General features: G+C 44.9%; 10 protein-coding genes. 5 read left to right on the top strand and 5 right to left on the bottom strand.

Annotated features, from left to right (window positions below):
• Positions 1–164 precede the first annotated feature (164 nt).
• From rsmC to hemL, 3 genes are all read right to left on the bottom strand, one after another.
• The gene (gene rsmC, locus R7Z77_RS03510; RefSeq protein ID WP_033905578.1) at positions 165–1,190 is read right to left on the bottom strand and encodes a 16S rRNA (guanine(1207)-N(2))-methyltransferase RsmC; all 1,026 of its coding nucleotides are present in this window, start codon (positions 1,188–1,190) and stop codon (positions 165–167) included.
• 76 nt (positions 1,191–1,266) lie between these two features.
• Positions 1,267–2,352 (bottom strand): AI-2E family transporter, encoded by a 1,086-nt coding sequence (locus tag R7Z77_RS03505; protein ID WP_005386541.1) that lies wholly within the window; start codon positions 2,350–2,352, stop codon positions 1,267–1,269.
• Between the two features lie 345 nt (positions 2,353–2,697).
• Positions 2,698–3,993 carry a glutamate-1-semialdehyde 2,1-aminomutase gene (hemL, locus tag R7Z77_RS03500; protein ID WP_005380032.1) on the bottom strand — a complete coding sequence of 432 codons (1,296 nt, stop codon included), beginning with the start codon at positions 3,991–3,993 and terminating at the stop codon, positions 2,698–2,700.
• A 246-nt stretch (positions 3,994–4,239) separates the two neighbouring features.
• On the opposite strand from hemL, the gene erpA reads away from it, so the two are divergent.
• The 3 genes from erpA (at position 4,240) to vmeK (ending at position 8,916) form a co-directional block, all read left to right on the top strand.
• The gene (gene erpA, locus R7Z77_RS03495) at positions 4,240–4,581 is read left to right on the top strand and encodes an iron-sulfur cluster insertion protein ErpA (RefSeq protein ID WP_005380031.1); all 342 of its coding nucleotides are present in this window, start codon (positions 4,240–4,242) and stop codon (positions 4,579–4,581) included.
• Positions 4,582–4,686: 105 nt separating this feature from the next.
• Positions 4,687–5,802 carry an efflux RND transporter periplasmic adaptor subunit gene (locus tag R7Z77_RS03490; protein ID WP_005380030.1) on the top strand — a complete coding sequence of 372 codons (1,116 nt, stop codon included), beginning with the start codon at positions 4,687–4,689 and terminating at the stop codon, positions 5,800–5,802.
• Between the two features lie 9 nt (positions 5,803–5,811).
• On the top strand, positions 5,812–8,916 hold the full coding sequence (gene vmeK / locus R7Z77_RS03485; RefSeq protein ID WP_017820415.1) for a multidrug efflux RND transporter permease subunit VmeK: 3,105 nt from the start codon (positions 5,812–5,814) through the stop codon (positions 8,914–8,916).
• 65 nt (positions 8,917–8,981) lie between these two features.
• Here vmeK and R7Z77_RS03480 read toward each other — a convergent pair whose 3' ends face one another.
• Entirely contained in the window at positions 8,982–10,274 is a 1,293-nt protein-coding gene (locus R7Z77_RS03480; RefSeq protein WP_033905576.1) for a peptidoglycan DD-metalloendopeptidase family protein, read from the bottom strand.
• Positions 10,275–10,404: 130 nt separating this feature from the next.
• Between R7Z77_RS03480 and tyrS the strand changes: the two genes are divergently transcribed.
• Positions 10,405–11,592 carry a tyrosine--tRNA ligase gene (tyrS, locus tag R7Z77_RS03475; RefSeq protein ID WP_017820416.1) on the top strand — a complete coding sequence of 396 codons (1,188 nt, stop codon included), beginning with the start codon at positions 10,405–10,407 and terminating at the stop codon, positions 11,590–11,592.
• A gap of 418 nt (positions 11,593–12,010) precedes the next feature.
• The gene (locus R7Z77_RS03470) at positions 12,011–12,856 is read left to right on the top strand and encodes a magnesium transporter (RefSeq protein ID WP_005380062.1); all 846 of its coding nucleotides are present in this window, start codon (positions 12,011–12,013) and stop codon (positions 12,854–12,856) included.
• On the opposite strand, the gene dacB is transcribed toward R7Z77_RS03470, so the two are convergent.
• Entirely contained in the window at positions 12,835–14,256 is a 1,422-nt protein-coding gene (gene dacB / locus R7Z77_RS03465; protein ID WP_017820417.1) for a serine-type D-Ala-D-Ala carboxypeptidase, read from the bottom strand. The genes R7Z77_RS03470 and dacB overlap by 22 nt on opposite strands.
• Positions 14,257–14,294: the final 38 nt, after the last annotated feature.

Below are 14,294 nucleotides of genomic sequence, written 5' to 3'. Positions count from 1 at the left end.
TAAAAACGGATAAGATGTTCAACTAGACAGAATTAACAAAATTAACGAGTTTTTTTTCTTTGACAAGAAAGTTAGTTGTAAAGCGTGCAGGGTGACGCAGTTTTTCTTATGAGTGTTGAATTTATGAGAAAAAATCGCGCAGGTTTGTGCCCGCGCGGGGGAAGTTATGATTTTTTCGCGTAGTAGATAGAAAATTTATTGGTCTTATTTAGCGTCTCGCAATTATTAAACGCCCGCTCGATAATTGGTGGGTATTTTAAGAAACTATTCGCGACAATCACCATTTCGCCGTCTTTGGTTAAATATTGTGGTGCCTGACCCAACAAGGTTTCCGCTGCGTTGTAATTTGTGTCTAGACCACTGTGGAATGGCGGGTTGCTGACGATAAAGCGGTAGTCTTTTGCGGTATCCGAGTATATATCTGATGCAAATACGCGTCCGGATAAACCATTCGCTTCTAATGTGGCTTGGCTAGAAGTGATCGCATAAGCATTAATGTCACACATCTCAATCGCGATCTCTGGATTCGCTTTCGCCATAAACGCACCGAGTACACCTGCACCACAACCAAAGTCGAGCACTTTGCCCGACAGCTTAGGTAAGGCTTCAAGCAGCAATCGGCTACCTAAGTCGAACTCGCCATGGCTGAATACGCCAGGTAGGCTCTTAACCGCTAGCGACTGCTCACCGAGTGTAACAGTGTAAGACTTAAACCAATCTGCTTGGTTGAAAGGTTTTGGTTCATTGAGGCAATTACCCCAGTAAAATGAGCAGCGACGAGCAGAGTCGTACTTGTTCACAGGGCCGTATTCTTGGAACATCTTCTCGATGCTCTTGATGCCGGAGCGGTTTTCACCAACGATGACGATTTCGGTGTTAATGCCCAGTTTCGCCATCAACATCGCCAGCAAGTATTCTGCTTCGGCTTTTGCTTTTGGCCAGTATAAAAGGACCATGTCTGCTTTTGTTTCAACATCAAACACAGAGCCAAAATGACTTTTCACTTTGTCAGAGGTTTGAATTTGGCGGTAGTAGCTATAGTTGGAAGTAAACACTTCAACAGACTCACAATGAGCTACTAACTCAAGAGGAAATAGGTCTTCAACTTCACCAGCGACTAAAACGTGTTTTCCGTTGAAGTATTCAAGTTGGCGCTGAGCTATTTGGCTAGGAGCGATATAAGCAGACATAAATTTGGTTCATCAGAAATAATTTGGGGCAGATTTTCGCACAATCTGCCCCAAGCTTGAAGTGATTAAGCGGTGACTAGCTGTTGTCTTGTTGGTTAAGGAAGTCTTTGAATTCTTCCTCGTAGATATTAAACAGTACCATGGTCACGGCAAAAATAAGTGGGCCGTAGATAAGACCAATCAAACCAAACAGATGCAGACCACCCAGTAATGAGAAGAAAATCATAAGGGTATTCATGCCGGCGCTGCCTTGCATTAGCAACGGGCGCAATAGGTTATCTATAGAGCCAACGACAACTACACTCCACACCGTCAAAAAGATAGCCCAAGTCATATCGCCTGTTAAGAACAAGTACGCTGCTGCAGGAATCCAGATTAGCGCGGTTCCTACCACTGGAATGAATGATGCAAAGCCCATCATCGTTCCCCAAAATAGCCCAGGGAAGCCGGCGAGCCACATACCGATGCCGCCAGCCAAACCTTGAGCAATCGCCGTCATGAATGAGCCCATTACGGCTGATTTAGAAACTTGCTCTATCTCTGTCAATATTCGGTCTTCTTGGCTACGTGAAAGTGGCAGAATATGACGAATCGCAGAGATAATTTTGTCGTGGTCACGAAGCAGAAAAAACAACACAAACAGCATTAGGAAGAAGTTCATTAGGAAGTTGGTTGCGTCTCCTAAAATCTTTGCGCTAATAGCAACTAAGTTAGAGCCAAACGATGTGGCAAATTGCCCAATTTTCTCAGCGATGGCTTTGGGCTCGATTTTATCAAAAGGTAAGTACTCATTAACAATCGCTAAGCCTTTGATAACGAAAGGATGTTGGAATATATCTTGGATACCACCATTGGTAACCCAATTATATGTATTTTGTGAGAAAACAGAGCCTTGCTGAACAATGGCGGCAAACACAAATAAAAGCGGGATAACAATAATAAACGTCAAGACGACACATGACAGCAGTGCCGCCATATTGGGGTGCTTGGGAATTTTCTGCTCAAACCATTCGTGTATCGGAAACATGAGCAAAGAAATGATAAAAGCCATCACAATGGAATTGATATATGGCTCAACCAATAAGTAGCAAGCAAAAGCAGCGGCGAGTAAAGCAACCATTAGTACTCGGTGACTCGACGTTATTTTTACATTATTTGGCATGGTATTAGTCCAACTTACAGGTGACGTTTACGGTTTATGCCTTCAATGATGGCGTGTAACCTTTATTACTTTGCACTCTTAACTCTTTCAAGCTTATGACAATGCCGAATTAGAGCAGGGCGATGTACCTTGCTATAATGACTACAAATCAGTCGGTTATCAATCAAGAGATGAGCTATGGGTTGTTGCAACGGTGATAAAAAGTGTCAAACCGAGAAAAAAGCTAAGCGAATACCGTGGTTTGGCATTGTCGTTGGGGTATTAGCGATATTGGTTATTTTGAATTGGCAATAAAAAAGGACCGTTACGGTCCTTTTCTAAATGCGTTATCGCCGTTTTTAGCGATTATTTCGCTTCTTCTGCAAGAACAGCAAAACAGCGGTCAGCCGCTTCTAGTGTGGCATCAATCTCTTTTGAACCATGAGCGAGTGAAGTAAAGCTCGCTTCAAACGCAGATGGCGCAAGGTAGACACCGTGTTTTAGCATTAAGTGGAAGAAACGCTTGAAGCGTTCTACATCGCACTTCGTTACGTCTTCGTAGCAAGTTACTTTTTCTTGGTCAGTGAAGAAGAAGCCGAACATACCGCCCACTTGGTTAACAACTAGCGGAATACCGTGTTTTTCTGCTAGAGACTTAAAACCTTCAGCAAGTTGTTTCGTTTTAGAAGCTAGGCGCTTTTCGTTGCCTTCTTCTTTTAGAAGGTTCAAACATGCGTAGCCTGCTGCCATTGCGACAGGGTTACCGGAAAGGGTACCAGCTTGGTAAACTGGGCCTGTAGGTGCAACGTATTGCATCACTTCTTTACGGCCACCGAAAGCACCTACTGGCATACCGCCACCAATCACTTTACCCAGTGTCGTTAGGTCGGGTTTGATGTTGTAGTGTGCTTGCGCGCCGCCTAGAGCAACACGGAAGCCTGTCATTACTTCATCAAAAATTAGTAGCGCGCCCTCTTGATCACAGATTTCACGTAGCCCTTCGTGGAAGCCTTCCACTGGTGGAATACAGTTCATGTTGCCAGCTACTGGCTCAACGATGATACAAGCAATTTCGCCTTTGTTAGCAGCAAATAGCTCGCGTACAGAATCTAGGTCGTTGAATGTTGCTGTTAGCGTGTGCTTAGCAAAATCTGCAGGAACGCCAGGAGAGCTTGGTTGACCTAGTGTTAGTGCACCAGAACCTGCTTTTACTAGCAAGCTGTCAGCATGGCCGTGGTAACAACCTTCAAATTTCATGATCTTGTCGCGACCGGTGAAGCCACGTGCAAGGCGAATCGCGCTCATCGTAGCTTCAGTACCAGAACTTACCATGCGGATTTGCTCCATTGATGGAACAAGCTCAGAAACTAATTCTGCCATCGCGATTTCAAGTTCTGTTGGCGCACCGAAGCTAAGACCGCGTTGCGCTGCATCAATTACTGCCTCGCGGATAACCGCGTGGTTGTGGCCAAGAATCATTGGACCCCAAGAGCCAACGTAATCAATATACGCTTTACCATCGGCATCAAAAATCAGTGGACCGTCTGCTCGTTCGATAAATAGCGGAGAGCCGCCAACGCCGTTGAATGCACGAACTGGTGAATTGACACCGCCAGGGATGGTTTGCTGAGCTTTTTGATACAGCTCTGATGATTTGGTCATGGGGTTATCCTCTTTTGATTGCTCGGACCAAGTGGAGCGCATTGTACCTAGCTATAATCAAGTTAGAAACGTTTTGCTTAATTTATGTGTTGTTTCGCAGTGTAATCTTATATATCCGCATCTGTTATAAAGAATCGGCGGCGAATACTTGAACGAGTTTGTCAGGTATTGGATAATCGTCTCAATTAGCACAAATTTGACGTCTTGCTTCAGGCTTGACGCATTACACGAGTGAGAGAGGTCTTCGTGAGCGAAGTAAACGTACCATTATCTTTTTCTGACGCAGCAGCATCTCGCGTTAAAGCATTGATTGCTGAAGAAGAAAACCCAGCATTGAAACTGCGCGTATACATTACTGGCGGCGGCTGCAGCGGCTTCCAATACGGCTTTACTTTTGATGAAAATGTAAACGAAGGCGATACGACAATCGTAAACAGTGGTGTAACACTGGTTGTAGACCCTATGAGTCTGCAATATCTCGTTGGCGGTATTGTTGACTACACAGAAGGGTTGGAAGGAGCGCGCTTCTTCGTAAATAATCCAAATGCAACGACAACATGTGGTTGTGGTGCATCGTTCAGTGTGTAATTAACACCTAACAGGCAGCTAATGGCTGCCTGTGCTTTATGTAGAAGGATGTCACGTAAAGCGCACGCTCGCAGATATGCAGAGAAATAATAAAAAGGACTTTATATGTCTGGACTTTCTTTTGGACGCCGAATTGTCGAGCGCCCTTGGCTAGTATCTCTTATCCTCGTCTTACTTCTTGTTGCATGGCTAACCATCGGCCAACTCAAAGCACAAGATGATCATCCTAACTCTTCAACATCCACGAACACGACACCACTTGCAAAGGTGATGTTTGATACTTTTCTTGCCGAACCTACTAGTAAAACCATTGAATTGTATGGACGAACAGCGCCCAATCGTCAAGCGCGTCTTGGCGCTGAAGTTGCCGGTAAAATAGTCAGTCTTAACATAAAGAAAGGCCAAGCGGTCAAACAGGGACAAGTGATCGCAAACATCGATAAGCGCGACCTTGGCATTCAACTTAAACGAGCCCAGGCGATGCTGTTGGTTAAAGAAAAAGAGTTTAATGCAGCTAAATCGCTAAAAAGTCGAGGACTGCAAGGTGAGGTTGCATTTGCGACAGCGCAAGCAGCGTTGGTAGATGCACGTGCGAATTTGAGTAACGTGCAAACGGCTTTAAGAAATACTGAAGTTAAAGCGCCATTTGATGGCATCGTAGATCACCACTTTGTTGAGTTAGGTGATTTTGTCGGGATTGGCGACCCTATTGCGACGGTCATTGATTTGGATACTTTAGTGATTGAAGCCGATGTCAGTGAACGGCATATACAATACCTTAAGGAAGGCCTAGAAGCCGACGTAAGAACCATTAACCAACAGCATCATCAAGGTCGTGTGCGCTACATTGGACGTGTTTCTTCTGCTTCTACTAATACATTTCCAATTGAAATCGAAATTGATAATCAAGACGCAAGAATTCCTGCCGGTATGAGCGCAGAAGTACAGCTGCCGTTGAGTGAAGTGTTGGCAGTAAAGATTACGGCTGCCATGTTAGCACTAGATGAAGAAGGTAACTTAGGTGTCAAGACACTGCGTAATGAGCATGTTGAGTTTGTTCCAATTCAACTCGTTAAGGCCGAGGATGATGGTGTGTGGCTCTCTGGGTTAGGAGAGCGTGTAGACATTATCGTGCTGGGACAAGGTTTTGTGCGAGATGGTGATCAAGTACTGGCCAATAAAGTTGATGACGTAGTTATTGAAGCGGCTAATGAGCAGTAAGGAGCACCTATGTACACTCTGATTGATGCTGCGTTATCTCGTGCTCGCACTATGCTGACATTGTTGGTGATGATATTAATTGCAGGTGTCATTACTTACGTCACAATCCCCAAGGAATCGAGCCCTGATATTACCATTCCTATTATCTACGTTTCTGTTGGGCATCAAGGCATTTCTCCTGTCGATGCCGAGCGTTTATTGGTTCGTCCAATAGAGCAAGAGCTGCGTTCAATTGAAGGCGTAAAAGAGATGACCTCTGTGGCATCAGAAGGTCATGCTTCGGTGACGCTGGAATTTAGTGTCGGAGTGGATCTTGATAAAGCGATGGCAGATGTGCGTGATGCAGTTGATCTTGCGAAGCCAAAGTTACCAGAGGACAGTGATGAGCCGACGGTAAACGAAGTCACGTTTGCATCTGAAGAGCCTGTTTTGACCGTTGTGCTCTATGGCACCGTACCAGAGCGAACCATTGTTCAGATTGCCAGAACGTTACGTGATCGTTTGGAAAGTTTCCGTCAGGTTCTTGAGGTTGAAATCGCAGGAGATCGCGAAGACATCGTGGAGATAGTTGTCGATCCGCTATTGATGGAAAGCTACGGTCTCGATCAAGCGGACATCTATAATTTAATTGCCTTGAATAACCGAGTTGTGGCTGCGGGGTTTGTCGATACTGGGTATGGACGCTTTTCGGTAAAAGTCCCATCGGTTTTTGATTCACTGAAAGATGTGCTTGAACTACCGATCAAGGTGAATGGCAAAGAGGTGATCACTTTTGGCGATGTGGCGACAGTACGACGTGCATTTCGCGATCCTGAAAGTTTTGCTCGTTTAGATGGCGAATCTGCCATCGTTTTGGACGTAAAAAAACGGGCAGGGGAAAACATCATTGAAACGGTTGAGCTGGTAAAAGAAGTACTGGCTCTGGGACAGAAGCGCGCCGAGTGGCCCGACAATTTGCAAGTTAAATATACTTGGGATCAATCCGACGATGTCAAATTGATGCTCAGTGATCTACAAAACAATATCTTATCCGCAATTATCCTCGTAGTTATCGTCATTATTGCCATATTGGGGGTTAGGACCGCGCTTCTCGTGGGGATTTCTATTCCAGGATCGTTCTTGACTGGGTTGTTGGTGTTATCGGTATTTGGGCTGACGGTCAATATCGTCGTACTGTTTGCTTTAATTATGGCGGTAGGCATGTTGGTGGATGGTGCCATTGTGGTGACAGAGTTTGCAGATCGGCGCATGCAAGAAGGAACGCCACGTAAAGAAGCCTATCGAGATGCAGCAAAGCGAATGGCCTGGCCTATTACCGCATCCACAGCAACCACATTGGCTGCGTTTGCTCCGTTACTTTTCTGGCCAGACATCACTGGTGAGTTCATGAAGTACTTACCACTTACTTTAATTGCTACCTTGGCCGCTTCGCTGATGATGGCTTTATTGTTCGTTCCTGTCATCGGTGGGATCATTGGCAAGCCTCAAGTAGTCAATCAGAAAGCTCAGCGAGAAATGGTGGAGCTGCATAACGGCAACTTTGAAAAAGCGACAGGCATTACCAAGCTTTATTACCAGACTCTGTCGGTAGCGATTCGTCATCCATGGAAAGTCTTACTCAGCGCGATACTGCTAGCGGCAGGTGTCGGCTTCACTTACAACAAAGCTGGCTTGGGTGCAGAGTTTTTCCCTGAGGTGGACCCTGCCTTTTTTACCGTTAAAGTTCGTTCTTATGGTGACCTGTCTATTCACGAAAAAGATGTTGTTATGCGCGAAATCGAGAAGGTGATGCTCGGTCATGACGAGTTTGAAAGTGTCTACACGCGCACAGGATCGAGCGATAATGGGGACGAGATTGGCCAGATTCAAATAACGCCTGTGGATTGGCAGTATCGACGCAAAGTGAAAACCATTATTGAGGAACTAAAAGAGACGACAGACCGCTTTTATGGTGTTGAACTTGAGTATAAATTCCCGGACGCAGGACCGCCTGTCGAGCATGATCTCGTGATTGAAGTGTCATCACGAAATTTGAGTGTTAGTGCGTTAGATGAAGCAGCCAAAAAAGTACGACATTGGGCTGATGGTAATCCTGCACTGACCAACTTGAGTGATACCACTAATAAGGAAGGGATTGATTGGCAAATTGATATCCAGCGAGATGACGCCTCTCGCTTTGCAGCGGATGCTACTTTAGTCGGGAATACCGTCCAGTTTGTTACGAACGGCTTGAAAATAGGCGATTATTTGCCCGATGATGCGGATGAAGAAGTCGATATTTTGGTGCGCTATCCGCAAGATAAGCGCGACATAGGTCGATTTGATCAACTGAGAGTGAAAACGGCAGCTGGTCTGGTTCCGATTACGAATTTTGCTCAAATCAAACCAGATCATAAGCAAGACACTATTCGTCGGGTCGACGGTCATCGAGTTATCAATATTAAAGCGGATATGGTGGAAGGTTACAATTTGGCGCTTGAGTTACCTAAGATTGCCGCTGGAATGGAACAGCTCGACTTACCAGAAGGCATTGAATATAAGATTCGGGGTCAAAATGAAGAGCAGGAAAACTCATCAGCATTCTTGCAAAATGCTTTTATTGTCGCGCTTGGTGTGATGGCTTTGATTTTAATTACGCAGTTTAATAGCTTTTATCAAGCTTTCTTAATCCTTAGTGCAGTGCTGTTTTCTACCGTTGGTGTCTTCGCTGGGTTACTTATTTTCCAAAAGCCATTTGGCATCATTATGTCGGGAATTGGAGTGATTGCGTTGGCTGGTATCGTGGTAAACAACAATATTGTTTTAATCGATACTTATAATCAGATGCGTAAACGTGGCTTAGAAAAATCTGAGGCTATTTTGCGTACGGGTGTGCAGCGTTTAAGACCCGTTTTACTCACGACGGTGACCACCATATTAGGCTTATTGCCAATGGTGTTAGAAATGAACATCGACTTAGTTAATCAGAAAGTGGAGTTTGGCGCACCAAGCACTCAATGGTGGTCTCAGCTTGCGACCGCTGTCGCGGGTGGTTTGGCATTTGCGACTTTGCTAACGTTAGTTCTGACACCGTGTTTGCTTATGCTCGGGAGAGAGCATCACTCTGAACAGTAAGCTTTATCGTGATGATATCGACAAAACAAAAAGGGCAGCGAAGCTGCCCTTTTCAATACCTTGCCTTACTTCATTGCTAACAGTTTGCTGTAGCGTTCAAGCTTGTCCATGCTAACTTTCGCGTTTGCCATGAAAGTTTGTCTCGCTTTGCCTGTCAGGGATTTAGATTGTGGCAAATTCACCGTGCGTGGGTTTTTATGGACACCATTCACAAGGAACTCATAGTGCAAGTGGGGGCCTGTTACACGGCCAGTTCCGCCAAGCGTACCAATGGTTTGGCCTTGCTTAACGCGTTGACCAGCTCGTACAGTACGTTTGGTTAAGTGCAGGTACTTGGTAATGTAAGTATTACTATGTTTAATGAAAACGTAGTTACCATTAAATTTGTTGTAAGACGATTTTTGAACGACACCATCACCAGCCGCCCAAATCGGGGTGCCCACTGGTGCTGCATAGTCCGTGCCTCTATGAGGACGAACGCGTCCCGTCACTGGATGTAAGCGGCGTGGGTTGAAGTTAGACGAAACTCGACGGAAATCCAACGGCGCGCGTAAGAATGCTTTTTTCATTGCACGCCCATTTTCGTCGTAATACTTGCCACTTTTCTGATCCAATATTGCGGTAAAGGTATCGCCTTGGTTTTTAAAGATCGCAGCAATGATTTTTCCACGGCCGATTACTTCTCCTTCTACCACTTCCTCTTGGTAAAGTACTCGGAAGCTATCGTTTTTACGAATATCTAAAGCAAAGTCGATGTCCCAACCAAATATGCCAGCCAGTTCCATGATTTGGTTACCATTTAATCCAGAAGATATTCCTGCATTCCAAAAGTTTGATTTGATGGTGGCTTCTGCGTAGTTGTACTGGAAGTCGACTTCTTTCTTATCAACTTCAGAAACGTACTTGCCGTCTTTTAATGTGATACGAAAAGTCTCGAACGCGCTTAGTGTCCTTCTTAGCTGCACCAAGTCGTTATTTTCGTCAAAGCCAAATTGCAATCGGTCACCAGGTCGAAGCCGAGTTAACTGTTTTTCTACTTCTTTGTCTGATGACACCAGTTCATGTAATAGACGAGCAGAAAGCCCTACGCGACTAAATAAGATGGCAGCACTCTCGCCATTTTTTACCTTGTATGTCTCCCAGCGCAGCACGGCGGGAACCGCAGGCGATGAACTATTTAGTGCACTGAGTTCGAGGGAAACTGGCACAGGATAATGTTGACCAACTTTTAATCGGCTCTGCTGCGGGTCTAGGTCTTGCGGATCAGGTAAAAAGAAGAGCGCGAAGATAATCAACGCACTAAAAAAACCGATCAATACTTTGTGCAAGAGTGGAAGTCGGACAAAAATCGAATGCATGAGGTACTTGATTGCTAAATTAAACGGAAAAAGTGACAACTACCTAGTCTAACGTGTTTCAAAATGCATCGCTATTCAAGTAATATGTTCAGCTATTATATTTTTGCCAAATCTGTGGGAGTGAACAAGAATGGCGAGCATTGAAGCTGCACTAGCCGAGATTAAGCGCGGTGTTGAAGAGCTGATTCCAGAAGAAGAGTTAATCGCAAAACTAAAAGAAGACCGTCCTCTACGTATTAAATTGGGCGCTGATCCAACAGCACCTGACATTCACCTAGGCCATACGGTTATTTTCAATAAGCTTCGCTTGTTCCAAGAACTAGGTCATGAAGTGACGTTCCTAATCGGTGACTTCACTGCAATGGTTGGTGACCCAACAGGTAAAAACACAACTCGTCCACCGCTAAGTCGCGAAGACGTATTGCGTAACGCTGAAACGTACAAAGAGCAAGTGTTCAAAATTCTCGATCCTGCAAAGACTAAAATTCAGTTTAACTCTGAGTGGCTGTCTGAACTGGGCGCAGAAGGTATGATTCGCCTTGCGGCAAACCAAACCGTTGCTCGTATGCTAGAGCGTGACGACTTTAAAAAGCGTTACGCGGGTGGTCAGCCAATTGCTATTCATGAGTTCATGTACCCACTTCTACAAGGCTGGGACTCAGTAGCAATGGAAACGGATGTTGAATTAGGTGGTACAGACCAGAAGTTCAACCTTCTAATGGGTCGTGAACTGCAAAAGTCTCACGGTCAAAAACCTCAGGTTGTACTGATGATGCCGCTTCTAGTGGGCCTTGATGGCGAGAAGAAGATGTCTAAGTCAGCAAACAACTACATCGGTATCAGCGAAGCGCCAAGCGAAATGTTTGGTAAAATCATGTCTATTTCTGATGACCTAATGTGGAGCTACTACGAGCTGCTCTCTTTCCGTCCTCTGGAAGAGATTGCTCAATTCAAAGCTGATGTAGAAGCGGGCAAAAACCCTCGTGACATCAAAGTATTGCTAGCAAAAGAAATTATTGCTCGTTTCCACAGTGAAGCCGATGCCGATGCAGCAGAGCAAGAATTCGTAAACCGTTTTGCGAAGAACCAAATTCCTGATGAAATGCCAGAGTTTGACTTTGACGCAGGTCGCCCAGTGAGTAATCTGTTGAAAGAAGCAGGTTTATGTCCATCATCGTCAGATGCGATGCGCATGGTTAAGCAGGGCGCTGTGAAGATTGATGGTGAAAAAATTGCGGACAGCAAATTTGCTCCAGAAGCGGGTACTTACGTGTTCCAAGTAGGTAAACGTAAATTTGCTCGTATTACTATTCAGTAATCCATAATGACTGCAAATGAAAGCGTCCGAAGGGCGCTTTTTTTGTATGAAAATTTAGCAAAAACGGCAAAGTAAAACTTCCATACCTGATGAACTTTGCTACTATACTTGCGCTGCCAATAATGGCAGCGCTATCGGAGATTTACATGAACAATACCGACCATCCTCCCAGTCGTTGGGTGAGTAAGATTAAGGGAGCGAAATAACCCGCTTCGGTATTGGCGATCTCCGCCTTACCTAAGTGGTGAGGCATCTTTTCTAATTTTTTCTCGTTATTTCCTTCATACATTCTGAATAGACAGTGCATTCGCATTGGTTTTCTCTGTGCATCTTATTTGTTGTCTGACTTTTAGCGTGCGAGAGTGGCTTTTTCATGCTTTGTCGATGGTCGTTACCAATGCCAATCGGGAGATTCGCCATGACGGTAATGAACAACACTTTTATTGAAACAACACCAAACTTTTCTGAAGTAGAAATTGGTGCAGCTCGCAATGCATTCTTGCAGTATGAGCAAGAGCAACAAGTCCATTTGCTTACGGTTATGCCGATTGATGAGGCTGTAGGTATTTTACAGCATTGCTCTGTCGGCTATGTGAATAGTCTTATTGCTCAACTTGAGCAAGCAGGTCATGACAAACGCGCACGTCATTATGCTCACCAACTGGGTCTGCATATGTCTGAAGTTGATACACCCGATGGTTATTTATCAACTAGTGTTTTAGGGCATGTAAAACAGCGTATTGGATGGATCATTGCGCTGGCTCTTTTAGGGATAGTGTCAGGCTTGATCATCGCTCAGTATGAGGACACCCTTAGTCAGCTTGTTTTACTTGCAGTGTACATGCCAGTGATTGCAGCTGCTGGTGGTAACACAGGAACACAAGCAGCAACTTTGGTGATTCGTGCTCTTGCTACTGGAGAGTTAAAAAAACGCCAATGGTTAGAAGTTTTGTGGAAAGAGAGCCGAGTCGCTCTATTTATTGCGCTAGCAATCGCTATCGTGATGATTGGACGCATTATGTTATTTAGTGCAGGACAATCAACAGGAGGCTTTGAACTGACCGATATCGCTCTGGCAATAGCAGTTGCGCTGTTCATTCAAGTCACCATTTCTACAACATTGGGCGGGCTGTTGCCAATTATTGCACGAGCTTGCAAGTTGGACCCTGCCGTATTGGTGAGTCCAGTTCTTGCGTCTATCGTCGATATTTCAGGAATGTGGATTTACTTTAACGTGGTGAACTATTTCTTAGGTATTGCCTGACTAAAGTTCACAATGTCATTGTAAAAAAGCTGCTCAAAATGTGTAATCGGGGCGATGACAGGAGTGTTGTCGTCCCGTTTTTCTGGGAAGTAGTCTGAAACAAACTGAACAAAAATGGTGTTAGGTTGACCATTTTTATCCAAGCCATATCCAGCCATATTGTAAGTCCCGTAGATAGAGCCACTTTTCGCTATCAGCTGTCCTTTAATTGGAAGTTTTCGCATACTTTGTCGGTACTTTAATGTGCCGGATTCACCTGATTTCGGCATGATGGCAATCAATTTGAGTTCGTTTTCATGCTTCCAAATATAGCGCAGCATTTCAGCCATCTTGGTCGCGGAGATCCGGTTATTTCGCGAAAGTCCTGAGCCGTCTTCTAGGCGCGCATTACGAATATCAATACCAGTGTTGGCGAAAATGATCTGCTTGATCGCTTCTGTCCCGTTAGTAAAACTGCCTGGCTGAACGAAAAATTTAGCGCCAAGTGTTTTGGTTAATGTGTCGGCAATCAAGTTGTCAGAGTTTTTGAGCATATCTTCAAGAATGTCTGGTAAGGCCTTTGATTGATGCATTGCGATGAGCTTTCGCTGCTTTTCTGGCGCCGTACCGACCCTAATCTTTCCTGATACCCCAATGTTGAGCTCCTTGAGCAAAGTCGCCAACCTTTGACTGGTGTAACGCTCAGGGTCTTGAACCGCAAATTTCAGTGGCAATGGTTTGTCTCTTTCAACCAAGCACCCTGTTAGCTTGTAGTTGTTATCGGGATTTGCAACTAAACCTAAGTCACAATGACGACTTTTCTTAATGGTTTTAGAAACTGTTTCTACGGTACTTGTGACACGAATAGGTTGATGCTCTGGTACGTAGACCCGCGTTCCACCATCTTTTTGTGTATAGATAGAGGCTTGTACACAGTTGTTATTGAGTGTGATGGTCGATGCCGGAGCGCTGTAGCAAACTCCCAAGATATCCCACGGCCAGCCCACCGCACGGTTATAACCAGTGAATGCGCTGTTATCGAGCCATAGGTCACCGTTAATCCGTTTTAAGCCATTTTTCTTAGCTAGAGTGAGAAGTGATTTTAAGTCGTTGGTTTGGAGTGTTGGGTCGCCGACAAAGTAAATCACTGCATCTGAGTTCGACGTTTCCAGCTTGGTTCGAAACCGGAAATTATCACCCAGTTCTAGCTTTGCGGCTAATGCGGTGACGATTTTTAATGTACTCGCTGGTGGGAACAGTTGTTCGGTAGGATGAACACCGTCAAGCTCAGCATTTTCACTGAGTTTTTCCGCAACTAAACTGATGCGGGCGCCTTCAGGCAACACCTCTTGATGAGGGTACGCTTGTGAAAAAGCAGAAAGTAATGAAGAGAATATGAGCAAGGGCCAACGTAAACGCATAATGGTACTTTCTAAGGTGAGTTATGTGATTGAGTATA

The sequence above is a fragment of the Vibrio sp. 1401 genome, assembly GCF_033340295.1.
Note: the sequence above shows the minus strand (reverse complement) of the source record. Positions and strands in the feature narration are given on the sequence as shown.